The organism is Sphingobacterium paramultivorum, from assembly GCF_014109745.1.
GTDB classification, from domain to species: Bacteria; Bacteroidota; Bacteroidia; order Sphingobacteriales; family Sphingobacteriaceae; genus Sphingobacterium; species Sphingobacterium paramultivorum.
In genome coordinates this window covers 5,166,058-5,191,992 of record NZ_CP058555.1, presented here as the reverse complement: position 1 = coordinate 5,191,992, position 25,935 = coordinate 5,166,058, and the positions used below count along the sequence as shown (strand labels likewise).

Below are 25,935 nucleotides of genomic sequence, written 5' to 3'. Positions count from 1 at the left end.
TTGCCAAACGCGGCATTTAATCCATTATTTACAAGAAACTATATCTTCCAATATAATCATTTTTTGATAAACTTCGATTGACTTTCAATAATTCACCAAACAATTATTAACCCGTTCAGTTTTTTAGTATCTTTAAATCAACCCATTATAAAAATTATGCTAAATAAAACCTATTGCAGTGCCGTCTATGGAATCAATGCCTGCACAATTACCGTTGAGGTAATCGTATCTACAGGCCTGCATTATTATATTGTAGGGTTGCCTGACAATGCTGTAAAAGAAAGCTTAAGACGTGTCGAAAGTGCCATTACTTCCTGTCAACTTCACATGCCACGCCAGAAGATTGTTGTCAACTTGGCACCTGCAGACCTCCGTAAAGAAGGCTCCAGTTACGACTTATCAATCGCAATCGGCATATTGGCATCCTCCGGGCAAATGACAAATGAGCTTCTGGCAGATTATCTCATTTTAGGAGAACTATCATTAGACGGAAGCATTAAGCCCATCCGCGGTATTTTACCCATCACCTTACAAGCCCTGAAAGAAGGCTTTAAAGGGCTTATTTTACCACAAGAGAACGCAAAAGAGGCCGCTATTGTCAGAGGTGTCGATGTTATCGGAGTAGAGAATCTTAGCCAAGTTGTTGATTTCCTAAATCACAGGATAAAAATTGAACCAACAAAAGTTGATATTCAAAATTTCTTTCATACCAATACAGCGAATTACGATGTCGATTTCTCGGATGTTCAAGGACAGGAGAATATTAAAAGGGCCCTGGAAATTGCCGCAGCAGGTGGTCATAATCTTATTTTAATAGGTCCCCCTGGCTCAGGAAAAACTATGTTGGCAAAAAGATTGCCGACGATCCTCCCACCCCTCAATATGACTGAATCATTAGAAAGCACCAAAATACACTCTGTATCTGGAAACCTGAAGACCAAGGAGTCTCTCTTGACTACACGGCCATTTCGCTCTCCGCATCATACCATATCCGACGTCGCCATGGTAGGTGGGGGCTCCAATCCGCTGCCTGGTGAAATCTCACTAGCACATCATGGCGTACTGTTTTTGGATGAATTACCGGAATTCAAACGCAGTGTACTCGAGGTCATGCGGCAGCCTCTCGAATCGCGACAGATTACCATATCAAGGGCAAAACTTACGGTGGATTATCCGGCGAGTTTCATGCTGGTAGCGGCCATGAACCCTTGTCCCTGTGGCTATTTCAATCATCCCGAAAAGGAATGTATATGTGGCAGCAACACCGTACAACGGTATTTAAGTAAAATATCGGGACCTCTTTTAGACCGCATCGATCTGCATATTGAGGTGACGCCTGTATTATTTGACCAGCTGAGTACGACACGTAAAGCCGAAGACAGCCGTACTGTGCGAAATCGGGTCATTCAGACACGAGAAATTCAGAAAGAACGGTTTGATTCTTTTCCAAACGTTCATTGTAATGCGCAAATGAGTACACAATTGACCCGAGAAATATGTCAGGTTGATGAGGCCGGAAGGAAGTTACTTAAAACAGCTATTGAACGCCTCAGCTTATCAGCGAGAGCATACGATAGAATACTCAAAGTTGCTCGCACAATCGCTGATATGGAGCGGAGCAAAATGATCGAAAACCATCATCTCGCCGAAGCAATCCAGTACAGAAATTTAGACCGGGAAACCTGGGGCGGAAAATTTTAGAACTGAGCCAAACAATGCTTAATAACCCAAGGGAAACAGATAATCGTCAAGATCACACCTGACAATGCACCAAAGAAATGAGCATCATGATTTATACCATCTTGTGCTTTTTTTGACGCCCACACGCAGTAACCTAAAAACAAAAACGCAAACAGGTAAGCCGGCATCGGTATAATCATCATCACACCAATGGTACTCTTCGGATCGAAAAGAATGTAGCTGAACAGGACCGCACAAATTGCGCCTGAAGCACCTAAACTATAATAACCCGGATTATTTTTCTGCTGAATGATCGTTGGAATATCACTCAGGATTAAACTACCTATATAGATCACCGCAAATAAAATATGTCCGTATGGACTTGCTTCTGCAAGTATACGCTCTAAACCAAAAGCAAAATAGTAGAAGGTAAGCATATTAAACAGCAAATGCCCCCAATCTTTATGTACAAAACCACTGGTAAGAATCGTATATACTTTTCGATTACGTGCGATACTATACGGGTGTAACATCAGTTTACCGTAAAGTTGTTCATGTGAAAATGTATAGATACTGGTAGCGAGTGTAAAAATGAAAATAATACTCGCAACAGGCATTTCTGTTAGATAAAATAATAGCATAGTAATTCTTAGAATCGATCCTCTAAAAGTAAAACGTAAAGCTCTTTTGGTCCATGTGCTCCCAAAACCAATCTTTTCTCTATATCAGCGGTTCTGGAGGGGCCGGTAATTGTCGAAATCATTGTCGGGATTTCCTGACCGTAACGCTTCTGCATATAGGCTAAAGCATCCTTTAGATCCCAAACCAATTGCGAAGCTTTGGCAATAACAATGTGAATTGGGGGATATATACTCAACCTGCGTCCTGAAGCATTTGCATTACTCACCATGACACTGCCATTGCGTGCAACTAATGCTTCACATGATGTAATACTTGCATTTGCTAATTCAAAATCTTCCGCTGTTTTTAAAAAAGGAAAACCATATGGACTGAGTAAATTTTGAACACCTTGTTCCCAAGCGTATATATTTTTAATATTATTCTCCTCAGTCAATGAAATCAAATTTTCAATCAGACCGATCTCGCCATCACAATACAGAAACTTGCCTCCCGCAGCAGTCAATTCGCGAACAAAAACAATATCCACCAACTCATCCTCTTCTTTATAAAGCGGTGTTTCTTTGAAATTGGGATGTGGATTATCGTTTTTCTGTAGTAATGCCTGACGTACCCGTTTTAACATTACCTCCTTCGCTGTTGCGTTCTTCACGTTCATGGCGCATGTATATATAAATGCAGCGCTAGATGACTCTAGCGCTGCAGCATTCAAATTAATTCAAATTATTTGACGGTGTTTCTGAGCTCTGCTCTTCGCGAGATCGCGCTTCGTCCGGGTGAACATCCAACGGTAGATCTGTCTGCGGAACTCCGCCACCATCAGCACCATTCACAAACTCCTCGTAAGTAGTCTTAGTTTCAAATGGGCGTTTACCTAATATCTCTTCCAAGTCCGATTGAAAAAGAATTTCTTTTTCCAGTAGCTTTTCAGCTATTTTAATCAAACCTTCACGTTTGTCCAGCAATAACTGTTTCGTACGTGCATAGACATCACTAATTAAGTTGCGAACCTCCGCATCAATCAACTCTGCCGTTTTGTCAGAATATGGTTTTTGGAAAGATGCCTCAGAACTGTCTCGGAAGGAAACATTTCCAACTTTATCATTCATACCGTAGATTGCAATCATCGCATAAGAAAGTTGCGTGATACGCTCTAAGTCATTTTGAGCACCTGTTGAAATTCTTCCAAAAGTAATATCTTCAGCGACACGACCACCCATAGTCATACATAAGCTGTCTATAAGCTGCTCTGTCGTATACAAGAACTGCTCGCGGGGAAGATACTGTGCATAACCCAAAGCGGCAACACCACGTGGTACAATAGATACTTTTACCAAAGGATCGGCGTGTTCTAAAAACCAGCCTGCAATAGCATGCCCAGCCTCATGATAAGCAACAATACGTTTTTCTTCCGGAGAGATGATTTTATTCTTCTTCTCAAGACCGCCGATCACACGATCAACCGCATCTTGAAAATCCTGCATATCAATCTCTGGTTTATTTTTACGTGCAGCGATAAGGGCCGCTTCGTTACACACATTGGCAATCTCAGCTCCCGCAAAGCCAGGTGTCTGCGCCGATAATTTCTTTGCATCGACCTCAGCCGATAACTTCAACGGCTTTAGATGCACTTTAAAAATTTGCTCCCGGCCAATTAAATCCGGTTTATCAATAGAAATTTGACGGTCAAAACGTCCAGGACGCAATAACGCTGTATCCAGTACATCAATACGGTTAGTAGCGGCTAAAATAATAACGCCCGAATCAGTACCAAAACCATCCATCTCCACCAATAATTGGTTCAATGTATTTTCACGCTCGTCATTACCTCCCATCATCGAGTTCTTACCACGAGCACGACCAATAGCGTCAATCTCATCGATAAAAATGATACATGGAGCTTTCTCTTTCGCTTGCTTAAACAAGTCACGAACACGCGATGCACCTACACCCACAAACATTTCGACAAAGTCAGATCCCGAAAGTGAGAAAAATGGCACTTGAGCCTCTCCGGCTACAGCTTTAGCCAATAAAGTCTTACCCGTTCCCGGAGGCCCTACAAGCAAAGCTCCCTTCGGAATTTTACCCCCTAGATTCGTATACTTACGTGGATTTTTTAAGAAATCCACAATCTCCATAACTTCCTGTTTTGCCTCCTCAAGACCAGCAACATCATTAAATGTGATATTGATCTGCGACTCTTTATCAAATAGCTGAGCCTTTGATTTACCAATATTAAAGATTGCACCGCCGCCGCCGCCAGCACCACCGCCCATACGACGCATCAAGAAAATCCAGATTGCGGCCAACACCAACAATGGCAACATAAACGTGATAAACCAACTTGCCCATGGATTAGAACGATCATCATAAGTCAATTGGACCTTTGGTGTACCTGGAGTTAATTCCGCTTGCGATGCAGCTAATTTCTTTTCTAAAACATCGGGAGAAGCATCCTTAAAAATATATTGTGGTCCCTTATCCTCCTGCCCAGATAGACTTGGAAGCGGATCAGCAGTTTTTATAGCGTCTTTAAAACTTGGATTATCTTTCCAGCCCTTTTTTAGATAGACCTCCACCTCGACAAGATCATTCTTCTTATAGGCGACAAGGCGCTCTACAGAGCCTGTATTCAACATGCGTGTCTCAAAATCACTATAGCTAATTTCCTTAGCTGGGTTTTCTCCAAAAACGTACTGTAAGGCAAAAAAACCTAAAAACATGGCAATCATAAGCCACACAAAATTGAATTTTGGCGGTTTCGGGCTTACCTTACTACTCGGGATTTTTTTCATTATATCGTAATTATATTTTCTTTATAAATTTTTTCGTTGAGGACAATTAAGCGCTTTGGAAATGCTGTACTTCTGCATCTCCCCATAAATCCTCGATACCATAATGCGCTCTTTTTTCGGTCTTAAAGATATGTACAACCACATCCACAAAATCCAAAATCAACCATTCTCCATTTGATTGTCCTTCTTTATATTGGGGTTCTTGACCAAATGCCTTATAGACTTCTTCTTCGACACTCTTTGCTATCGCATTCACCTGAATGTTAGAATCTGCATGACAAATCACAAAATAATCGGAAACAGAACTGTGAAGATCTCTTAAATCCAAGCGAACGATCTCGTTTGCTTTCTTTTCTTGCATACCATAAACGATAATTTCTGATAGACGTTGGGACAATTCTGAACTTTTATTTTTACTCATTAAAAAATGTGATAGTTTTGACTTAATATTTATTTAATACTTTCAGTTTGCAAAATAACAATATTTCGGGACTTATCATCGGTCAAAATACAATATATCTTGACAAAGTCGCCTCTACAAACGATTATCTCAGAGAATTATTGTCAAATTTCAAGCCACTAGCTGAGGGGACTGCCATTTTAGCAGAAGAACAATTTCAGGGTAAGGGGCAGCGCGGAAGCTCCTGGGTCAGTGAACCAGGGAAAAACCTAACGACATCTATCCTCTTAAAGCCTCAATTCCTACCAATAGCACAACAATTTGCGCTTTCAGCTACAATCGCCATTGCAACCGTCAATTGGCTGCAAAGCAAAACGGAGCAGCCTGTTGCCGTGAAATGGCCCAATGATATTTACGTCAATTCAAAAAAAATCACAGGCATTTTAATAGAAAATAAATTAAAAGGCAGTAAAATCGACAGCGCTATTATCGGCATCGGTGTAAATATTAATCAAATTAATTTTGACACAGCAACAACAATAACCTCGCTCGCCTACCTGACCGATCGACAGGATTACAACATCAAGGTACTCGCTCATGAGTTGTTCCAAGTGATCCAACAGGAGTACCTGACCCTTTATAAAGAGGGTGCCCAATATCAGTTAAGCCGCTACAACGCGTTATTGTTTTGGAAAGGTGAAGAAAGACCATTTCTCATCAATGGCATCAAGAAAACTGGAATCATTCAACAGGTATCTAGCGATGGGAAACTATGCGTTCTTTTGGAAGACGCCCTTCGCGAATTTGATATCAAAGAAATTACACATCTTATTACCTAATCTTTACAAAAAAACGATAGCCCATTTTAGAATTGTCAAACCTTTGTTCTAAATTTGTCAACAGCGTGATTAAACCTTTATTCACACGAAGCATCAAAGAACAATAACACACTGCAATCATTGTAGCGGAAAAGGAAAGAACAAATTAAATTCGGATGAAAAAGTTAATACTGTTAATGACTGCAGTAATTTTTGCAGTTACGGGAGCATTCGCTCAGATTCACAAGCCTGTAAAATGGACTGTGGCCAGCAAAAAGTTAAATAACAAGGAAGCTGTAGTTTATGTAAAAGCTACAATCCAAAGTGGATGGCACATTTATTCACAAAATGTGAAAGATGGCGGGCCAATTCCAACTTCTTTCACCTTCGCTAAAGCTGCTGATTATGCACTAGTAGGTAAAACTGCAGAGCCAAAACCAAAAGTAAAACATGAGGATGTATTTAAGATGGATGTTGGTTATTTTACAAACGAGGTAATTTTCCAACAAAAAGTAACTTTAAACAAAGGAACTGCCACAGTTAAAGGTACTGTCGAATGGCAAGCATGTGATGCATCACAATGTCTTCCTCCAGACGAATATGCTTTTGCTGTGACAATCAAATAGTAAAAATGATTCTACACGGATAAATTAATAAGGCGATTCTCATCGCCTTTTTTTATTTTTGACCATAACATCAGAAATTCATACGCATGTTAAAAAACACATTCATTCTACTTTTAATTGCTTTTTTCAGCCTTTCTTTAACTACAGCAACTTTTGCCTCTGCACAAGATAGCTTAACAAATACAGAAGGGCTTCAATTTGAATCATCACCGGATACAGCTACTGCTGTTGAAGCAGTACCTGAGGATCTAAATTTTACAGCTTCACCTGACACGATGGTTAGTCAAGATAGCAGTAAAATAGTTCCAGCTAAGGCAAACGCTTCCTCCGGAAATCAAGAATCAGGAAAAAAATCACTTTGGAGTATCTTTATTGCTGGATTAGTTGGCGGCTTCGCAGCATTGCTCATGCCTTGTATATTTCCAATGCTCCCACTTACCGTAAGCTATTTTACAAAACAGGCCGGAAGCCGCGCAAGCGGTATCAGCAAGGCACTCTTATATGGTCTCTTCATTATTGTGATCTACGTCGCTCTAGGAATGATTATTACGATTGCCTTCGGTTCGGATGCGTTGAATGCTTTATCGACAAATGGGGTATTTAATTTCCTATTCTTTCTGTTATTGGTTGTTTTTGCCGCGTCCTTTTTTGGCGCTTTTGAAATTACGTTGCCAAGTTCTTTCGTCAATAAAATGGATGCCAAATCCGACAAAGGCGGTCTTGTAGGACTTTTCTTTATGGCATTCAGCCTTTCACTGGTATCTTTCTCCTGTACTGGCCCCATTATTGGCACCTTACTGGTCGAAGCGGCCTCAAAAGGAGAACGCTTAGGTCCCGCAATCGGTATGCTCGGTTTTTCTATAGCACTTGCAATTCCATTTGGTTTATTTGCGATGTTCCCTTCGATGTTAAAATCCCTCCCAAAATCTGGCGGCTGGCTAAATTCGGTGAAGGTTGTACTTGGCTTCTTAGAGCTCGCACTAGCGCTGAAATTCTTATCAAATGTAGATTTGGCTTACCATTGGAATTGGCTGGATCGAGAAGTGTTCTTATCGCTATGGATTGCCATTTTTAGTATGATGGGCTTATATCTTATTGGAAAGATCAAGTTTTCACATGACAGCGAATTAAAATTCCTCTCTGTACCGAGAACTATTCTCGCTATCATTGTATTTTCCTTTGTTATCTATATGGTACCGGGACTGTGGGGAGCTCCCCTAAAATCGATTTCAGCCTTCTTGCCACCTTCGGCAACACAGGACTTTGACCTGTCGGCAGGAATAGCAGCCGCTCCTTCACACAATGATGGTAAGGTTAAAAAATACGCGGAGATTTTTCACGAACGTGGTACACCAAAAGGATTTGATCCATACTACGATTATGATCAAGCCTTGGAAACAGCAAAAGAACTGAATAAACCGGTATTGATAGATTTTACAGGCTGGAATTGTGTCAATTGCCGAAAAATGGAAGCAAATGTATGGACTGATCCTGCGGTTGCCAAGCTCTTGAAAGAGGAATTTATTATGGCTGAATTATTTGTTGATGATAAAACAGAATTACCTGCAAACGAACAATTCGTTTCAAAATATAGTGGTAAAAAAATCAAAACCATAGGTAATAAAAACAGTGATTTCCAAGCCTCAGCTTTCGACAGCAATTCGCAACCACTCTATGTCATCGTCGATGCATCAGGAACAGTATTGGTTCCAAAAACCGGTGCAAACTATAATGTAGCAGAGTATACTGCGTTTTTACAGAGCGGAATTGACGCCTTTAAGGCAAAAAAATAGTCTGTATACGCTGGAGATATCCGTATTGAATGATACATGAGAAAAAGCAATTATTAAATTTGCATTATCTTTAGCTCACGCTTAGGTGAATTGCACTTAAAAAAGCTCTTGCTTGTTCTTAATAGCGTTATCGGCGACTTCCAATAACGGAAATATAATTGTATATACGCTTAAAAATAGCTAAGTTTGAGTACGTATGAGTAACATTAAAAAAATTGCTGTTTTGACATCTGGAGGAGATGCTCCAGGAATGAATGCTGGTATCCGTGCTGTTGTTAGAGCGGGTATCTACAATAATCTGGAAGTATTTGGCGTACGCAGAGGTTATGATGGTCTAGTTAATGGTGAGATCATCCCTATGGATGCTAAATCTGTAGCCAATATCATACAACGTGGTGGTACTATCCTAAAAACAGCCCGTAGCGAGGCCTTCAAAACTATTGAAGGACGTAAACAGGCTTATGAAAATTTACGCAGCCACGGTATTGATGCCATGGTTGTCATCGGTGGCGACGGTACATTTACTGGCGCATCCAAATTTATAGAAGAATTCGATTTTCCGATCATCGGTCTTCCGGGCACAATTGATAACGATTTGGCCGGCACAGACTTTACGATTGGTTATGATACAGCCATTAATACCGTTATCCAAGCCGTAGACAAAATTCGCGACACCGCCGAGTCTCATGATAGACTTTTTGTGATCGAAGTGATGGGTCGCGACTCTGGGCTTATCGCCGTTCGTTCTGGTATCAGTACCGGTGCCGAAGCAGTTCTGGTTCCTGAGTTCGAGGTAGACTATGATGCGATCATGAAAAGACTTGACAAATCCCGTAAAAATAAATCATCCCGCATTATTATTGTTGCTGAAGGTGACAAAGAAGGCGGCATGGTTGTTTCGGAAAAAATCAAGGAAAATTTCCCGCATTACGATGTTAGATTATCAATTTTAGGACATATTCAACGCGGCGGAAGCCCAACATGTATGGATCGCGTGTTAGCCAGCAGGCTTGGAGTTGCATCCGTAGAGGCTTTACTACAAGGTCGCAGGGGTGAAATGGCCGGACTGATTTGCAGTGAAGTAAGATTCACTCCTTTTAAGAGCGCCATCAAGCATAACGTAAAAATGAATGAAGATCTGCTTCGTATCATTGAAATCCTTTCTTTGTAAGTGATATAAGTTATTCTTAACTAACAATAAAAAAAGAGTATACATTGTGATGTATACTCTTTTTTTATTGACTTCCGTTACTAGATTGTCCAAATTCTTTGGTTAAGGTCTGACACCCAAACTGTCATGTGACATAAAGCCCCAATAGTACCATATCCTGCACAGTTGTTATTTAAGCAAATTATTGAGGTACTCTTCAGATACCGGAGGCAACTGAATGGCTTGGCCTGCTTTCGCCATCGAGTCAGCAAAGTGATTCGTGTTGCTGATTGCCTGTTCATAGGCCTTAACAACCTGTTCCGATAAATGCAATACCTTAGGATCTTTAAGATCAACACGGTATTGATTATTTTCCAGTGTAACATGCTGATAAAAACGATATGCAGCAGCTTTTAGTTGGCCCAGCTCCTGTTGCGACAATTGATCTATTCTGGCATTAGGCGGCAGCGTAACATCGATAAAAGTCGTGTCTTTAGCCAATTGATCAATAGCGTGATCCAAAGGAATAGCGTGCAATGCCTCTAGGTTGACAACGGGAATCCCCTTATCCTGATCGCCACTGCAGGAAGCAATCACACTCCCTAGAAATATGCTTAGAATTACTGTTTTATTCATCTTTATAATTTTTATTACCACAATAGCATTAGAAATCCAATTGCTCAACTTGTTTAAAACCCAGGATTCATCACCCCTTAGTTGGGCTGTACATGAGGATATAGTAGTTCCATGTAATCATTCGCTATAGCAACAGGCGAAGTTAGTGAATTCCTTCTATGTTATCACAGCCGCTAGCGCAGTAACGTTGAAAGCGCAATTAGGACAACATGATTAATAAGAAACCCCTAATTGTAGGCTCAGTTCACCTGAGTATAACAATTAGGGGTTATTCAAATGCCTAATGGCGGTTATATACCGATTTATTTTAGCAATTCAGCTAACTTAGCCTCCAAAGCTTCACCTCTTAAATTTGATGCGACAATTTTACCGGAAGGATCAATGAGGAAGTTTTGCGGAATACCACGTACTTCGTACAACTTAACCGGAGCCGATTTCCAACCCTGTAGGTCCGAAACGTGTGGCCATTGTTGTAAATTATCATCATGGATAGCTTTCACCCAGGCATCTTTTTTACCCGGATTGTCTAAAGAAACACCAAACACGGTAAATCCTTTATCTTTGAATTTATTGAAAGCCGCAACGACGTTCGGGTTCTCATGGCGACAAGGGCCACACCAGCTTGCCCAAAAATCCAATAAAACATATTTACCTCTTAAAGAAGATAAGGAGATATTTTTTCCTGTTGTGTCTGGCAATGTAAAGTCAGGCGCTACCGAACCAACAGCCACTGCTTTCAATTTCTGGATACGCTCAGCCAATTCCTTCCCTTTTTCAGAATTTTTCAATTCAGGAGACAATTTCTCAAAAGAAGTCACATATTCATTGACGTTCTCACCGCTGACATTCTCAGACAACAAATCCAACGTATACCAGCTTTTTGGGTTTTTGTTAATAAATTCAGCATCTGCTTTTTCCATTTTTTCGGAAATCTCACCAGCCTGTTTTTGCAGACCTTCGATGAATTTAGGATCCTGTTTTTGAGTCTCCGAAGCAGCATAATATTGTTGGTTCAACGCCTCGAACGCATCTGCATGAGGTTTCACAAAAGCCTTGTATTGCGTCAGATCATCATTGAGCGCTGTACCCGAGACGGTTGCATTTTTGAATCCTTTGGTTGCATCGACTTTGATAACTCCTTTAGAAAGATACAGCTGTGCTGTTTCAGGCTGCTTTTGACTATTTCTAAGTTCAGCGAAAGATAAGCCCTCCGGTGAATAGATCATCATACCCTTCGTTGGCGAAGCCACCTGTCCATTGAACTTAAACTCACCTTTTACAACCGTTGCTGAATCTGTTTGGCGAGTTCCATTGGCAGCATATTGCATAAACACTTTCGCTTTGTCCGACGTCGTGTTTACCTTTCCTGTAACCGTGTAGCTTTCTTGTGCCATTAACAAGGCTGGTAAAAAGCTTAAACCCATTAATATTCCCTTTTTCATAATTATATACTTCCCATAAATGTAAAACATTTCCGTTTCACTGTCCTCCTATTTAACATTATTTAGCAAAGTTGTTACCAACGTCCTGAAGCACCGCCACCGCCAAAATCACCGCCACCGAAACCGCCAAAACCGCCACCTGAGCCGCCGCCGAAGCCACCGCCACCACCACCACCTCGGCCGCCAAGACCATTCAGCAATGTCCACCAAAAGATATCAGAAGCGCCACGTCCATTCATCACACGACCACCACCACCACCTCCACCGCGGCCACCGCGATTGGAGAAAATAACAATCAAGAATATCACAATAATAATGACAAACATCACCGAACCTGATCCCTTTCCTTTCGGTTGTTTTGGATCAGCTTTGTATTCTCCTTTTGTGTAGGAAATTAGGGAACTGGTTGCATCGTCGACTCCTTTGTAGTAATCTCCTTGACGAAAAGCCGGTTTGATATCATTTTCAATAATACGATATGCAATGGCATCGGGGACAGCCCCCTCTATACCATAACCTGTTTGAATGGTCACCGCACGATCTCCCAGCGCTACCAACAACAGAATACCGTTATTATACTTTTTATTCCCAATACCCCATTTTTTCGCTAAACGGACTGCATAATCAGAAATATCATAGCCGCCGGTAGAATTCATCATAACCACTGCAATCTGCGTAGATGCAGAATCCTCAAATGCCAATAGCTTCTGCTCCAATAATTGCTTCTGACTTGCTGTCAATGTGTTTGTATAATCATTGACAAGTCTGTTTGATGTTTCTGGGAAATCTTGACCCAATACTGTGGCTATCGACAGCATACAAAGCAACATAGCCATAGCAGGGATTCGAATCCGAGAAAATAATCTCGATACAAATTTCATCCTATTATTCTCTTTTATTCATTTTTATTTGCCTTAAGCAGCTTTCATGCTCCTAATGGCGTTCGGTGAATCCCGAAGTCGGGTTTATCACAATTTTTATCAATCTATTTGCGAGACAGGCAATAGCAGCTCGGGGTTCTTGCTGGCCACTTAACAATTAACGGTCTCCAAAAACAATATCATTTGGAAGCTCATTGATGTCATCGTGTTCACGCGGAAAGAATTTCGCCAATTGTTTACCCGCATGCTCGATCCCTTTGACCAAGCCCTCAACAATGCGATCCACCCGAAACTCCGCCACCATAAGATCTTTGGTACTATTCCAAAAATCACTTTCTACACGTTGATGGATTCCCTTATCGCCGATAATGGAAAATTTATGGTCTTCAAGCGCGATATAGATAAGAACACCGTTTTTCAACGTGGTCTTATGCATGCCCAATTTGGAAAAATAATGTGTTGCACGATCATGTACCTCGTCGGGGCAATGATTTTCTACCACTACACGAATCTCACCAGAAGTCTCATTTTCAGCCACATTAATGGCGTGAACGATCTTCTCTTGTTCTTCAGAATTTAATGCCATAGTCTGTATAAGTTTGCACTCCAAAACCAAATTACCAAACGGTATTCCTGATTCAAAGTATCTAAAACTAGTTAAAACACGATAAAAAAATGGATGATGTGCTTCTACGAAAGCCGCATCATCCATCGTCCTGTTCATTACTAATAATTTACTATTAGAATGATACCGTTGGCGCTTTATCCGAACCAGGGGCCGCAGTAAATGTACCTTTTGCCTTAAATCCGAACATACCCGCCATTAAATTATTCGGGAAGCTACGTACGGTGGTATTGTATTGCTGTACCGCTTCATTGTAAGATCTACGTTCTGTTGAAATACGGTTTTCAGTACCTTCCAACTGTGCTTGTAATTCCAAAAAGTTCTGATTTGCCTTCAAATCAGGATAAGCTTCAACCGACGCTAAAAGTCGACTCAACGAACCGCTGAATTCATCCTGAACTTTTTGAAACTTGGCAATATTCTCCTCAGACAAATCATCGGCATTAATCGTCACCGAAGTTGCTTTAGCTCTCGCCTCTACAACGGCTGTCAATGTACTTTCTTCGTGCTTTGCCGCTCCTTTTACCGTATTAACCAAATTTGGAACTAGATCCGCACGACGTTGATACGCATTTTCAACTTGTGCCCATTTTCCTTTAACATTCTCATCTTGTGAGACCATCGTATTGTAGCCACAGGAGTTTAATGATACTAATGCAAATAAACCACATAGGGCGACCAAAAATCTTTTAATTTTCATTGTTCAAAGAATTAAATACTATTCAAATTATACGGTTACACTATCAAAGCATATACCAAGCTCTTACTAAGATAAGAATATTTTTATTTCCAAATCTCCAAATAGCCAATATTCATTAACTTTGTCTCGGTTTTGGGATAAAAACCCAGCCCTCATACTATGCAAAAAGAAATCGAAATTGCGATACTTCCAGAAAGGATCGAGGACGAACAGTACATTATACAGCAGGGCATAAAAGCTTTACGCGTTCAACCCCAGCAAATCAAAGGTTATAAAATCCGGAAACGTTCAATTGATGCCCGAAGCAAGCAGGTGGTCTACCGGGCAAGGGTTATCTACTATATCGATGAACTGCCTGTTCCTGAAATCTACGAAAATAATTTCAAGTCTGTCAAAGACGGAAAATCCGTTATTATTATTGGAGCAGGCCCTGCCGGCATATTTGCGGCTATCCGCTGCATTGAGCGTGGGCTCAAACCAATTGTAATCGAACGCGGTAAGAAAGTACAGGACCGTAGACGCGATCTAGCAAAGCTGAACCGAGAAGGCATCGTAAATCCCGAATCAAACTACTGTTTTGGTGAAGGTGGAGCCGGAACTTACTCCGACGGGAAACTATATACACGTTCCAATAAAAGAGGTGATGTAGACAAAGTGCTCAATCTTTTTGTCTCCCATGGTGCTACGACAGATATTCTAGTCAATGCACGGCCACATATTGGTACAAATAAACTGCCGCATATTATTGAAGCAATGCGCGAGAGTGTTCTTGAATTTGGGGGCGAATTTCATTTTGACCAACGTGTCGACGACATTTTAGAATCTTTCGGTCATGTGCGCGGGGTCAAGTTAGCCAGTGGCGAAGAAATTAAGGCCGATCACGTCATCGTAGCAACAGGACACTCTGCACGGGACATCTTTGAGCTTTTTCACCGTAATAACTGGCTGATCGAAGCCAAAGCCTTTGCATTGGGGGTGCGCATCGAACATCCGCAGTCAATCATTGATCAGGCGCAATACCATTGTCAGGTTAGAAGCGAGCATTTACCCCCTGCATATTATAGTTTGGTTGAACAGGTTAATGACCGTGGGGTATTTTCATTCTGCATGTGCCCAGGTGGCGTTATCGCTCCCTGTGCAACAGATTTAGATGAAATTGTTGTCAACGGATGGTCCCCATCCAAACGAAACAATCCGCACGCCAATTCAGGCACCGTTATTCAGATTAACCTTGAGGACGTTGCCAATGCACATAAGGATCCTTTTGCATTACTTAATTTTCAGAAAGAGATCGAGCGAAAGGCTTTTGCCGTAGGTGGTGGTAAACTCGTTGCTCCGGCACAACGTATGGTCGACTTTGTCGAAGGACGTGTGTCTATGGATCTGCCAGAAAACTCTTACAAACCCGGAACAGCATCTGCAGATCTCACCGAAGTGCTACCTGCTTTTGTTCACGAAGCATTACGCGGTGCATTGCCAATCTTTGGCAAAAAGATGAAGGGGTATTATACCAATGAAGCCATTTTAGTTGGTGTAGAATCACGGACATCTTCACCGATTCGGATTCCTAGAAATAAAGAAGATTTACAACACCCTCAGGTCAAAGGACTTTACCCTTGTGGTGAGGGTGCAGGTTATGCCGGAGGTATCATTTCAGCGGCTATAGACGGTATTAATTGTGTTGATGCGATCAATTTAAGTTAACATTTTTTGTTTTTTCTCTTGCAGAATACGAATAAATGCCTTACTTTTGTAGCATCAACGCGAAAGTAGCTCAGTTGGTAGAGCACAACCTTGCCAAGGTTGGGGTCGCGAGTTCGAATCTCGTCTTTCGCTCTAAAAAAGCTTCCAAAATTTGGAAGCTTTTTCTGTTTTATAGCATTATACTTTCTTTCTTGCCAGCCTCCTAATTGGAGCATTGAAAAAAGATAATATCCCAATATCCTAATATAAAGAGGCCCTCCTATCTATTTTTCGATAGAGATCTTAACAAGAGAAAAAGCGAACACGCTATAAAACCCAAGGTTTGTAAGCGTAAGTTGTATATAAAGACATGTACATGGTCGCACAAAACTACAAACAGGTACCGTAGATCCAATTGTTTCTATAAAAAATGGCGTTCACCGTATCGGTAAACGCCATATTTAAAAGTATATGATCCTAAATGGATTTAATTTGTTCTTAGGCTTTCTTCTACAAGCTCTTCAACATATTTGCGAACAACTTCATTAGAGAAACGTGTCGTTACGTCAAATGCAAATGCATGTACCAATAGGATACGTGCAGACTCTTCACCAATTCCTCTTGCTCTCAAATAAAATAAGGCTTCATTATCAAACTGACCGATGGTACATCCGTGTGAACATTTTACGTCATCTGCAAAGATCTCCAATTGTGGCTTGGTGTAAACCGCCGAATTGTCCGACATCAACATATTATTGTTCTGTTGAAAAGCATTTGTTTTTTGAGCATCCTCACGCACAAAGATTTTTCCATTGAAAACCGCAATGGACTTGTCCTGTGTAATATTTTTATACCATTCGTAAGACTCACAATGTGGCTTAAGGTGGTCTACAATGGTATGATTATCGACCAATTGATCACCTGCAGTTAAGTTGATTCCATATAAATGGCTCTCCACATGTGCTGCATCCAAGCGAACATTGATATTGTTACGGATAAAAGAAGCGCCAGGAAAATTACAGTTGTAATTATTATAAAGGCTATCTTTTTCTTGGTATACCTCTGTATGATTAAAGTAACGGCTTACAGATTCTGCGAGCTGTAAATAATAATGTTGTACTTTAGCGTTCTCTTTGACGATAATCTCAGAGACCTTATTGTGTACATTATTTGCAGTACCTTCTGCAGTGATAAAGCTTTCGATCAATTCAAACTCAGCATTTGGCTCGACAACGATCAAATTGCGTGTTTGTGCAAAGAAATCCTCTTTCCCTGTAGCGACATGAATAATCTGTATTGGTTTATCAAGTACAACTCCCTTTTTCAAATGTATAAAAACACCATTTGTAAAAGCAGCCGTATTCAATGCGACCATAATATTGTCTGACTTATCCGCATATTTAGCAAAATGGCTCTCGAATGCAGGCTCTGAAGTGGCTTCATCCATTGGAATAACCGTCAGTCCCTTCACATTTTCTAATTCACTTACCGCTAACACATACTGACCATTCACCAAGATAATACGGTAGGCATCCAATTGAGGAATCTCCCCTGCACTAAAGTCTAAGCCTTCGATATCCACATCGACATCAAGCGCATAAGGCTTATTGATAATACTGTGGATGTTTGTATATTTCCATTCTTCATTCTTAACGGTGGGAAAGCCTGCTGCTTCGAAACGCTCGAATGCAAGTTGGCGGGCCTCCACGAAAAACGAAGGTTCGTCTGAAACGCCCTGCTCTTTGAAAGCTCCCAACACTTGTTGAAGTAATGATTCTGAAACTAATGTACTCATGTTATTTTTTAATCAAATCGCCAAAATTCTCTTCCAATCCTATTTACTCAGGTAAAAGATTAGGCGTTTTGTGTATCATATTCTTTTAACCAATCGTATCCTTTTTCTTCGAGCTCCAAAGCCAATTCTTTAGGTCCCGATTTCACGATACGGCCATTGTACAATACGTGAACAAAATCTGGAACGATATAATCCAACAAACGTTGGTAGTGTGTAATAACAATAAAAGCATTGTCTTTAGAGCGCAATTGATTCACGCCATTTGCAACGATACGAAGTGCATCGATATCCAAACCAGAATCTGTCTCATCCAAAATAGATAATTTCGGATTCAACATCGCTAATTGAAAAATTTCGTTACGCTTTTTCTCACCACCGGAGAATCCTTCATTTAAAGAACGGTTAGCCAAATTAGCCGAAAACTCAACCAATTTTTGCTTGTCTTTTACCATTTGCAAAAATTCCTTCGCTTCCATTGGAGGAAGGCCTTTATACTCACGAATATCATTTACAGCTGTTTTCAAGAAATTGATATTCGATACGCCCGGAATCTCAACAGGATATTGAAAAGCCAAAAACAGCCCTTCACGTGCGCGGTCCTCAGGTGAAAGATCCAATAAATCTACACCGTCCAATAGTGCAGAACCTTCACTTACTTCATATGATTCACGTCCTGCCAATACATTACCTAATGTACTTTTACCAGCACCATTTGGTCCCATAATCGCATGAACTTCTCCAGCTTTTACTTCTAGGTTTAACCCTTTTAATATTTGTTTGTCTTCTACAGACGCATGTAAATTTTTAATGCTTAACATTTTATTCGTATTGAGTATGGTGTAATGTAGCGTCATAAACTACATTCCCAATGATTTTTTATCTATCCTACTGAACCTTCTAATGAAATTGCCAATAATTTTTGAGCCTCTACAGCAAACTCCATCGGCAATTGATTTAATACTTCCTTTGCATACCCGTTGACAATTAAACCAACAGCTTTCTCAGAATCGATCCCACGTTGATTCAAATAGAATACTTGGTCCTCACCGATTTTGGAAGTAGTCGCCTCATGCTCTAATTTGGCTGTCTTATTTCTATTTTCGATATAAGGGAATGTATGTGCCCCACATTTATCGCCGATCAATAAGGAGTCACATTGTGTAAAGTTACGTGAGTTGTCTGCATTTGGACCGATTTTCACTAAACCTCTATAACTGTTGTGGCTCTTACCGGCAGAGATACCTTTAGAAATAATTTTAGATTTCGTGTTTTTACCCAAATGAACCATCTTCGTTCCTGTATCAGCTACCTGATAATTACGTGTCATGGCTACAGAGTAAAACTCGCCAATAGAGTTATCACCCTTTAAAATCACTCCGGGGTATTTCCATGTAATTGCAGAACCAGTTTCTACCTGTGTCCAGGAGATTTTACTGTTATCACCCTTACAGATTCCACGCTTGGTTACAAAGTTATAAATACCACCTTTTCCATCTTTATCACCAGGGTACCAGTTTTGCACGGTAGAATATTTAATATCAGCATCGCGTTCGGCAATCAATTCAACCACTGCAGCATGCAGCTGGTTTTCATCACGCATAGGTGCAGTACATCCCTCCAAATAAGAAACATAAGCGCCCTCATCTGCAATGATCAACGTGCGTTCAAATTGTCCGGTATTCTGTGCATTGATACGGAAATAGGTAGATAATTCCATTGGACATCTAACGCCTTTTGGAACGTAAACAAAGGATCCATCCGAAAACACTGCAGAATTCAACGCTGCATAAATGTTATCTGTCTGTGGAACTACTGTACCCAAATATTTTTTCACCAGGTCAGGATGCTCTTGCACAGCCTCACCAAATGAACAGAAAATAACACCTTGTTCTTTTAATTTCTCACGAAACGTTGTTTTGACAGATACCGAGTCAAAGACAGCATCTACCGCCACAACTCCTGCCAATATTTTTTGCTCATCCAAAGGAATCCCCAATTTTTCAAAGGTAGCAATCAACTCAGGGTCAACTTCATCAATCGAATTAAGCTGTGGTTTTGCTTTCGGGGCTGCATAGTAGGAAATCTCTTGAAAATCAATTTCAGGAGCTTTGAAATTCTGCCAAGTAGGCATTCTTAACGTCAAGAAATGACGGAAAGCTTTTAATCTCCATTCCAATAGCCATTCAGGTTCATTCTTTTTTGCCGAAATAAAACGAACCGTATCCTCAGTAAGGCCTTTGGCTGCAATTTCCATCTCGATATCTGTCGTGAACCCGTATTTATATTCTTCGAGCTCCAGCTCTTTTAACAAATCGTCGTCTTTAGTACTCATATTGCGCTCTCACGGTTTAACTAATTTGGGAGGGCTTCACCTCCGCACCTATCGAACTGCAAAGTTACAATTTCAAAGCCAATAAAACAGCATTTAATAGCACGATACGAAGGCCTTTTTAATAAAAAAATGACATTTATCACTCCATTTCATTAAAATGAGCACATTTCAATCGATTATGACAGTCAAATGATTTTACATCGATTAAAATTATAACTAAACAATCATAATATAGCTAAAATCTATTAATCATCAATAATTTTGTATATTTTTAAATTTCCAAATATAATTTTGTATATTTACAAATACTATTGATTATTAAGACTTAAGATATGCCCTTTGCACCGGATAAAACAGATTTAAAAATTCTTAAACTATTACAAGAGAATGGTCGTATAACTAATTTGCAACTAGCATCTAGCATCGGACTATCTCCCGCACCAACTTTAGAGCGTGTGCGAAAACTGGAAAACTCTGGCTTCATCAAAAGTTACCATGCTTTTGTAGACGAGGAGAAACTGGGACTCGGAATAAAATCGTTTATCCAGATCTCACTCGATTTCCATACACATAACGCTATCCCTGAGTTTGTTGCTGCTGTCAAAATGATACCCGAGGTGACCGAATGCCACCACGTCACAGGCAATTGTGATTTCATCCTCAAGGTTTACGTAAAAGATATCAAAGCTTATGAAGGCGTCATCATGGAAAAAATCTCCAAAATACCTTTTGTAAAGACATTCCAAACCATGATGATTATGTCAACCAGCAAAAAAGAACCAATTATTCCTTTAGAATATTAAGCGAATAGAATATTAAGCGAAGGAATAAGCCCAATCAAAAATATCATTACCGGAATCTCGCTTTTGGACGTATTTGCTCCATGCGACGATCACCGGCAATGATGTTTATTTAACTCAAGACAAAACTTAAACCAGGCGCCAATCAATTGGGTCTTTACCATGTTCCATCAAATATTGGTTTGCGCGTGAAAAATGCTTACTACCAAAAAAACCACGATAGACAGACAACGGTGAGGGATGAACCGCCATTAGTATAAGATGCTTCTTAGCATCAATAAGCACACTTTTCTTTTGGGCATAACTTCCCCACAACAGAAATACCACATGTTCACAACGCTCCGAAATGGCATGAATAATACTATCTGTAAAAATCTCCCAACCTTTCTTCTGATGTGAACCAGCTAAATGCGCCTGTACTGTCAATGTCGCATTCAACAACAACACCCCCTGCTTGGCCCAATACGTCAAATCGCCAGCATGCGGCTCAACAAAACCGGGTATATCGTCTTGTAATTCCTTAAAGATATTTTTTAAGGATGGCGGCAAAGCAATCCCTTCTGGCACAGAGAAAGACAAGCCGTGCGCCTGCCCATCATTATGGTAAGGATCCTGCCCCAATATAACTACTTTTACCTGATCCAATGGCGTCAGCTTAAAAGCATTCATCACTAGATCTGCCGGTGGAAACACTTTCGTTTTCTGCCGCTCTTCTTGCACAAAAGTAGACAGCTGTTTCATATAAGGCTGACCAAACAAAGGCTTTAGCACAGGAGCCCAAGAATCATCGTATTGCTTTTCCATACCCCAAACATAGATAAAGTTGCATATAAAGGCAAATTTATCCACATAAGCTCTTCTTAAGGGACTACAGCAAAAAACACGAGCACATCTCGTTTATCCATATCCTCTTCAGGGGAAAAACACATTTTTACAAAATAACCACCTGAACGAGTTGCTTAAACGGTGAAATTAACGGATATTTGCAGAATTAAATTGAATACAAATATTTTAAACAAAGATTTATGTCAAATCTCGTTAGAATCATTATTTGCAGTGCATTGCTTATCGGAACAGTTGCCTTATTCTGGACCGGAAATTGGGGATGGGGAATCTTAGGTATCTTGATCACGATCTTAGGTTTTGTTACTGTATTTTTCCACGAATATATGCTGATTGCGCAATGGTATATGCGTAAACAAAATATGGCCGCAGCTGAAAAATGGCTACGTAAAATCACCAACTACGAAAAGCAATTGATCCCACAACAGCACGGTTACTACAATATGCTGATCGGATTGATCGAATCACAACGTGCACCTATGCAATCCGAAAAATATTTTAAGAAAGCATTGGCATTGGGTCTACATATGGACCATAATATCGCCTTAGCAAAATTGAGCCTAGCCGGTGTAGCCATGGCTAAGCGCAATAAGCGTGAAGCCGAAAAACTTCTTCAAGAAGCTAAAAAAGCAGATAAAAATAAATTATTAGCTGATCAGATCAAAATGATGAAAGACCAGATGGGCATGATGGACAAACAGCAGATCAGATACAATCGATAATATTGAATAATCAAAAAAAGCTTCGAAGTATAACTTCGAAGCTTTTTTTGTCAAGAGCCAAAATCTATTATTTCTTTAATGAAATAGGAACTTCCAAAAATTCACCCTCCTCTGTACTGCTCTCAAATACCAGTTTAATCATAACCGGCTTATCCGTTTTCTTCCAATCCTTTACAATCACCTGTATATCCACAGGCTTATCTTCTTCCAGCAAATAGTGCAGATAATTCTGCTTATCTTCAAATTTAACCAAAACATTTCCCATCTGAATCATTGAAAAGAAATGGGGCTGTTTCTTCTGATCCAACACTTGGGTGGAAAAGGTGTTCATTTTATATTCCCGCGGATCGGTACTATAAGATGTCGCAAACAAATTGATCACCAATTCATTCTTACCCTCATCGAAGTGAAATTCCTTTACATCGAATTGAATATCGTCAACAACCAGCAATGAATCTGCTGACTGAGCCTTTACAAGCCCACCTCCAAGAAAGAGCATCAAGACAACAACATATCTAAAAAAAACATTCATATCATATTACTTAAAAAAGCCACGAAGACCGTGGCTTTGACTATTATTGTGTTATCGTTTCAAAATTACGCCCGCAACCGATCGGCAGATCGGATTAACTTTTCATCTTTACGTACTCCACCCATAGCTAACGCACAGAAAATAATCGAAATTGGCAACAAAAAGAAACCTACCCCGATATTCCCGGCACCTAAAAACTGGCTCACGGTAGCAAGATGAGTACTTGCAGAAGAGTATAACCAGATTGCAAATAAGATGATCGCCACAATCTCTACCCATATAAGCAAAAGTTGAACTTTACGCTTTTTAAATTTAAATATCGTAAATAGCGGAAGCCCTCCCAATAACACGGTCACCACAGTCTGGAGAATATAACCAAATCCCCCCTCATGTACCGACTGGCCAGCAGCAACACTATACACACCAGTCACCTTCACATTTTTTCCTAAACCCACTAAATCGCTATAATTAACATAGGGAAATAGAAACAAGCCGAATATGACTAATCCTGCTATCAGCAAATAAACAGTTTGGATACGTTGAATCATAGTTTAATTTTTGTATATCAACAAACTTAGATAAATTGATTTTTATATGCAATATAATTGCGACCGAAAAAACAATCAACCTTACAACTCATTAAACACAAAAACAATCAAACCTTACATTTTGTTGTATTTTTTTACATCATACCAAATGGCTTCTTTTTAGAAAGCTTTATCTTTGCGAAAAAAAAATACCATGTTATACATATACGGAGCAACCGCTCATGCTAAAACTGCGGTAGATGTAGCAGAAGATTTAGCGATTGAAATTGGCGGTCTTATTGACAAATCGCTACTAATTGAAGATGTATTTGATTACGAGGTTCAACTTCATCATGAATCAAAAGGCACGGAAGAAAATTTCTTTGTCGCAGTCAAGAATCCTGGTCTTCGCCAAAGGATTGTGTCAGAAAACACAAACTGGAACTTCCAGACCCTCATCCATCCTAAAGCCTACGTATCAAAAAGAGCCGAAATTGGTGAAGGCACCATTATTCTCCCTGGCGCTTCGATCGCTCCAGATGTACAAATAGGCAACCACTGCGTTATTGCCAGTTCCGCCGTTATCGAAAGTAATACCATAATTGAAGATTTTGTCAACATCGGACCAAATGTCTCGATCGGAGCAAACGTTCTAGTAGGCCGCGGTTCAGAAATTAAAGCAAATACACGTATCGAAGACGAAGAAACTATCCCAAAAGAAAGTATAATCGCTTAATTAAATCCCCGCGGAATGAAACTGCAAATCGTATAGTTTTTTATAATAACCATCAAAAGATAGCAATTCCTGATGCGTTCCGATTTCCTTGATTTCGCCTTTATCCAACACAATAATCTTGTCCGCCTTCTGAATGGTGGACAAGCGGTGGGCAATAACAATCGATGTTCTTCCTTTCATGAGGTTATCAATTGCATGTTGGATCATTTCTTCCGTTTCGGTATCTACCGAAGAAGTCGCTTCGTCCAAAATAAGAATCCGAGGATCGTGTACCAAAGCCCGTATAAAAGAAATCAATTGTGCCTGCCCCGCAGATAAGGTTGCTCCCCGCTCTTTCACATCATAATCATAGCCCCCAGGCAGTCGCATAATAAAATCATGCGCGCCCACTTCTTTTGCTGCCTCGATTACCTGTTCTCTAGATATCCCAGGATCACCCAATGTGATATTATTGATGACGCTATCCGAGAAGAGGAATACATCCTGCAATACCGTCGAAATGGTATTTCTCAGATAATCGAGATCATAATCCCGGATATTACGGCCATCCAATAGAATTTCACCTTTATTGATTTCATAAAAACGGCTCAGAATATTAATTGTAGAAGATTTTCCGGCACCAGTAGCCCCAACTAAAGCTAGAGTCTCGCCCGGATTAACTTTAAAGTTAACATCCTTTAGAACCCAGTTCTCCTCATTATAGGCGAACCAAACATCGCGAAACACAATCTCCCCTTTGATGTGTGCAGGTTCCAACGTCCCCAAATTTGGTGTCTTTTCATCGGTGTCCAAAACTTCAAAAATACGTTCAGCGCTCACCATACCCATTTGAAGTGTATTGAATTTGTCAATAAGTTCCCGAATGGGCCTAAAGATCATATTGATATACATGATAAAGGCCACAACTACACCCGGAGAGATCACATCACCCATAATTTGTTTGGAACCAAACCACACCAATAATCCCAAAGCAATGGCCATGATAATTTCCAAAACAGGAAAAAAGATAGAGAAGTACCAATTGGTTCGAATATGTGCATTTCGATGTTGTGCATTAATTTCTTTAAACTTATCCATTTCCTGCTTTTCACGCGCAAAATATTGGATAATACCGACTCCCGTAATGTGTTCCTGCAAAAAGGTATTTAAATTGGAAACCCATTTCCTCACATCAATAAAAGCAGATTTCATCGCCTCTTTAAAAACGTAAGTTGCCGCTACCATCAAGGGCATGGGTATTAAAACAATCAATGTCAGCTTCCAATCGGAGTAAAACATCACAACCAGAATAACAACCAGCTGCAATAAATCACCGATAATCTGGATCAAGCCCTCAGAAAAAATATTGGAAAGAGTCTCCAGATCAGAAATGGTACGTGTAATCAGTTTTCCCAACGCCGTACGATCAAAATATTTTAGCCTGAGTTGAACAATGTGGTTAAATACCTGAATCCGGATATCGCGGATGACCGACTGCCCCAGGGTATTTGTCATTAGGGTATGGTAATAACGAATCAAGGTTTGCAGAATAACCAATGCCAACATCGCTATCAGCATGAGGGACAAGCCGCTTGTATCGAAGTTTAAAATATAGCTATCTAATGTATGCTGAATTAGCATAGGCAAAGCGGGCGCCACGGCGGCCAACAATATCGTTAGAACGACCGATATCCAAAATGAAACATGGTAGGGCCGCATATAGCGACTCATGCGTTTCACTAAATTGATATCGTAGGTTTTACCAGTTATTTTATCTTGACTCACGTTAAATTCTATATCT

At 40.2% G+C, this 25,935-nt stretch carries 25 protein-coding genes and 1 tRNA gene; 10 read left to right on the top strand and 16 right to left on the bottom strand.

The features are described from left to right. Positions 1-156 precede the first annotated feature (156 nt). Entirely contained in the window at positions 157-1,701 is a 1,545-nt protein-coding gene (locus HS960_RS21680) for a YifB family Mg chelatase-like AAA ATPase (protein WP_182330618.1), read from the top strand. Here HS960_RS21680 and HS960_RS21675 read toward each other — a convergent pair. The 4 genes from HS960_RS21675 to rsfS are packed head-to-tail and all read right to left on the bottom strand — an operon-like array spanning position 1,698 to position 5,535. Continuing rightward, positions 1,698-2,321 carry a rhomboid family intramembrane serine protease gene (locus HS960_RS21675; RefSeq protein WP_145328760.1) on the bottom strand — a complete coding sequence of 208 codons (624 nt, stop codon included), beginning with the start codon at positions 2,319-2,321 and terminating at the stop codon, positions 1,698-1,700. The genes HS960_RS21680 and HS960_RS21675 overlap by 4 nt on opposite strands. Positions 2,322-2,329: 8 nt before the next feature. Further along, positions 2,330-2,977 (bottom strand): LutC/YkgG family protein, encoded by a 648-nt coding sequence (locus HS960_RS21670; protein WP_120335174.1) that lies wholly within the window; start codon positions 2,975-2,977, stop codon positions 2,330-2,332. 55 nt (positions 2,978-3,032) lie between these two features. Beyond that, entirely contained in the window at positions 3,033-5,114 is a 2,082-nt protein-coding gene (ftsH, locus tag HS960_RS21665) for an ATP-dependent zinc metalloprotease FtsH (RefSeq protein WP_159727519.1), read from the bottom strand. Positions 5,115-5,160: 46 nt separating this feature from the next. Further along, entirely contained in the window at positions 5,161-5,535 is a 375-nt protein-coding gene (gene rsfS / locus HS960_RS21660; protein ID WP_046673130.1) for a ribosome silencing factor, read from the bottom strand. Between the two features lie 47 nt (positions 5,536-5,582). On the opposite strand from rsfS, the gene HS960_RS21655 reads away from it, so the two are divergent. The 4 genes from HS960_RS21655 to pfkA all read left to right on the top strand — a co-directional run bounded on the left by HS960_RS21655 (position 5,583) and on the right by pfkA (position 9,922). Further along, positions 5,583-6,353: a biotin--[acetyl-CoA-carboxylase] ligase gene (locus HS960_RS21655; protein WP_220801580.1), complete on the top strand. Its 771-nt coding sequence runs from the start codon at positions 5,583-5,585 to the stop codon at positions 6,351-6,353. A gap of 155 nt (positions 6,354-6,508) precedes the next feature. Continuing rightward, positions 6,509-6,958: a protein-disulfide reductase DsbD domain-containing protein gene (locus HS960_RS21650; protein WP_182330617.1), complete on the top strand. Its 450-nt coding sequence runs from the start codon at positions 6,509-6,511 to the stop codon at positions 6,956-6,958. 86 nt (positions 6,959-7,044) lie between these two features. After that, complete coding sequence (locus tag HS960_RS21645; protein ID WP_182330616.1) at positions 7,045-8,751, top strand: protein-disulfide reductase DsbD family protein; 1,707 nt, start codon at positions 7,045-7,047, stop codon at positions 8,749-8,751. A gap of 196 nt (positions 8,752-8,947) precedes the next feature. After that, the gene (gene pfkA / locus HS960_RS21640) at positions 8,948-9,922 is read left to right on the top strand and encodes a 6-phosphofructokinase (protein ID WP_075990255.1); all 975 of its coding nucleotides are present in this window, start codon (positions 8,948-8,950) and stop codon (positions 9,920-9,922) included. Between the two features lie 168 nt (positions 9,923-10,090). Here pfkA and HS960_RS21635 read toward each other — a convergent pair whose 3' ends face one another. The 5 genes from HS960_RS21635 to HS960_RS21615 all read right to left on the bottom strand — a co-directional run bounded on the left by HS960_RS21635 (position 10,091) and on the right by HS960_RS21615 (position 14,179). Beyond that, positions 10,091-10,537 (bottom strand): hypothetical protein, encoded by a 447-nt coding sequence (locus tag HS960_RS21635; RefSeq protein WP_182330615.1) that lies wholly within the window; start codon positions 10,535-10,537, stop codon positions 10,091-10,093. Positions 10,538-10,839: 302 nt separating this feature from the next. Continuing rightward, positions 10,840-11,979 carry a TlpA disulfide reductase family protein gene (locus HS960_RS21630; RefSeq protein WP_159727525.1) on the bottom strand — a complete coding sequence of 380 codons (1,140 nt, stop codon included), beginning with the start codon at positions 11,977-11,979 and terminating at the stop codon, positions 10,840-10,842. Between the two features lie 74 nt (positions 11,980-12,053). Next, the gene (locus HS960_RS21625) at positions 12,054-12,815 is read right to left on the bottom strand and encodes a TPM domain-containing protein (RefSeq protein WP_182333289.1); all 762 of its coding nucleotides are present in this window, start codon (positions 12,813-12,815) and stop codon (positions 12,054-12,056) included. A gap of 202 nt (positions 12,816-13,017) precedes the next feature. Further along, the gene (locus tag HS960_RS21620) at positions 13,018-13,584 is read right to left on the bottom strand and encodes a TPM domain-containing protein (RefSeq protein WP_317163029.1); all 567 of its coding nucleotides are present in this window, start codon (positions 13,582-13,584) and stop codon (positions 13,018-13,020) included. Positions 13,585-13,600: 16 nt separating this feature from the next. Next, positions 13,601-14,179 (bottom strand): LemA family protein, encoded by a 579-nt coding sequence (locus HS960_RS21615; RefSeq protein WP_046673163.1) that lies wholly within the window; start codon positions 14,177-14,179, stop codon positions 13,601-13,603. 165 nt (positions 14,180-14,344) lie between these two features. Between HS960_RS21615 and HS960_RS21610 the strand changes: the two genes are divergently transcribed. Both HS960_RS21610 and HS960_RS21605 read left to right on the top strand, forming a co-directional pair. Next, positions 14,345-15,889, top strand: coding sequence for an NAD(P)/FAD-dependent oxidoreductase (locus tag HS960_RS21610; RefSeq protein ID WP_153844455.1), 1,545 nt, complete (start codon positions 14,345-14,347; stop codon positions 15,887-15,889). A gap of 59 nt (positions 15,890-15,948) precedes the next feature. Beyond that, positions 15,949-16,021, top strand: a tRNA-Gly gene (locus tag HS960_RS21605). A 334-nt stretch (positions 16,022-16,355) separates the two neighbouring features. Here HS960_RS21605 and sufD read toward each other — a convergent pair. The 3 genes from sufD to sufB form a co-directional block, all read right to left on the bottom strand. Beyond that, positions 16,356-17,663, bottom strand: a complete 1,308-nt coding sequence (sufD, locus tag HS960_RS21600) for a Fe-S cluster assembly protein SufD (RefSeq protein WP_182330614.1) — start codon at positions 17,661-17,663, stop codon at positions 16,356-16,358. 59 nt (positions 17,664-17,722) lie between these two features. Then, complete coding sequence (gene sufC, locus HS960_RS21595) at positions 17,723-18,481, bottom strand: Fe-S cluster assembly ATPase SufC (protein ID WP_046673119.1); 759 nt, start codon at positions 18,479-18,481, stop codon at positions 17,723-17,725. A gap of 62 nt (positions 18,482-18,543) precedes the next feature. Further along, positions 18,544-19,995 (bottom strand): Fe-S cluster assembly protein SufB, encoded by a 1,452-nt coding sequence (gene sufB / locus HS960_RS21590; protein WP_153844457.1) that lies wholly within the window; start codon positions 19,993-19,995, stop codon positions 18,544-18,546. Positions 19,996-20,327: 332 nt separating this feature from the next. On the opposite strand from sufB, the gene HS960_RS21585 reads away from it, so the two are divergent. Next, on the top strand, positions 20,328-20,798 hold the full coding sequence (locus HS960_RS21585) for an Lrp/AsnC family transcriptional regulator (protein ID WP_046673117.1): 471 nt from the start codon (positions 20,328-20,330) through the stop codon (positions 20,796-20,798). Positions 20,799-20,924: 126 nt separating this feature from the next. Here the strand turns inward: HS960_RS21585 and ung are convergent, their stop codons facing one another. Beyond that, positions 20,925-21,599: a uracil-DNA glycosylase gene (ung, locus tag HS960_RS21580; RefSeq protein WP_153844458.1), complete on the bottom strand. Its 675-nt coding sequence runs from the start codon at positions 21,597-21,599 to the stop codon at positions 20,925-20,927. A 221-nt stretch (positions 21,600-21,820) separates the two neighbouring features. Between ung and HS960_RS21575 the strand changes: the two genes are divergently transcribed. Then, positions 21,821-22,360 carry a tetratricopeptide repeat protein gene (locus HS960_RS21575; protein ID WP_075990263.1) on the top strand — a complete coding sequence of 180 codons (540 nt, stop codon included), beginning with the start codon at positions 21,821-21,823 and terminating at the stop codon, positions 22,358-22,360. A 67-nt stretch (positions 22,361-22,427) separates the two neighbouring features. Here HS960_RS21575 and HS960_RS21570 read toward each other — a convergent pair whose 3' ends face one another. Both HS960_RS21570 and HS960_RS21565 read right to left on the bottom strand, forming a co-directional pair. Beyond that, positions 22,428-22,892, bottom strand: coding sequence for a hypothetical protein (locus HS960_RS21570; RefSeq protein WP_153844459.1), 465 nt, complete (start codon positions 22,890-22,892; stop codon positions 22,428-22,430). 65 nt (positions 22,893-22,957) lie between these two features. Further along, positions 22,958-23,440 carry a DUF4293 domain-containing protein gene (locus HS960_RS21565; RefSeq protein ID WP_075990265.1) on the bottom strand — a complete coding sequence of 161 codons (483 nt, stop codon included), beginning with the start codon at positions 23,438-23,440 and terminating at the stop codon, positions 22,958-22,960. Positions 23,441-23,633: 193 nt separating this feature from the next. Here HS960_RS21565 and HS960_RS21560 point away from each other — a divergent pair, with 193 nt between their 5' ends. Further along, positions 23,634-24,155, top strand: coding sequence for a PglD-related sugar-binding protein (locus HS960_RS21560; RefSeq protein ID WP_182330613.1), 522 nt, complete (start codon positions 23,634-23,636; stop codon positions 24,153-24,155). Here the strand turns inward: HS960_RS21560 and HS960_RS21555 are convergent, their stop codons facing one another. Continuing rightward, the gene (locus HS960_RS21555) at positions 24,156-25,919 is read right to left on the bottom strand and encodes an ABC transporter ATP-binding protein (protein WP_202883709.1); all 1,764 of its coding nucleotides are present in this window, start codon (positions 25,917-25,919) and stop codon (positions 24,156-24,158) included. Positions 25,920-25,935: the final 16 nt, after the last annotated feature.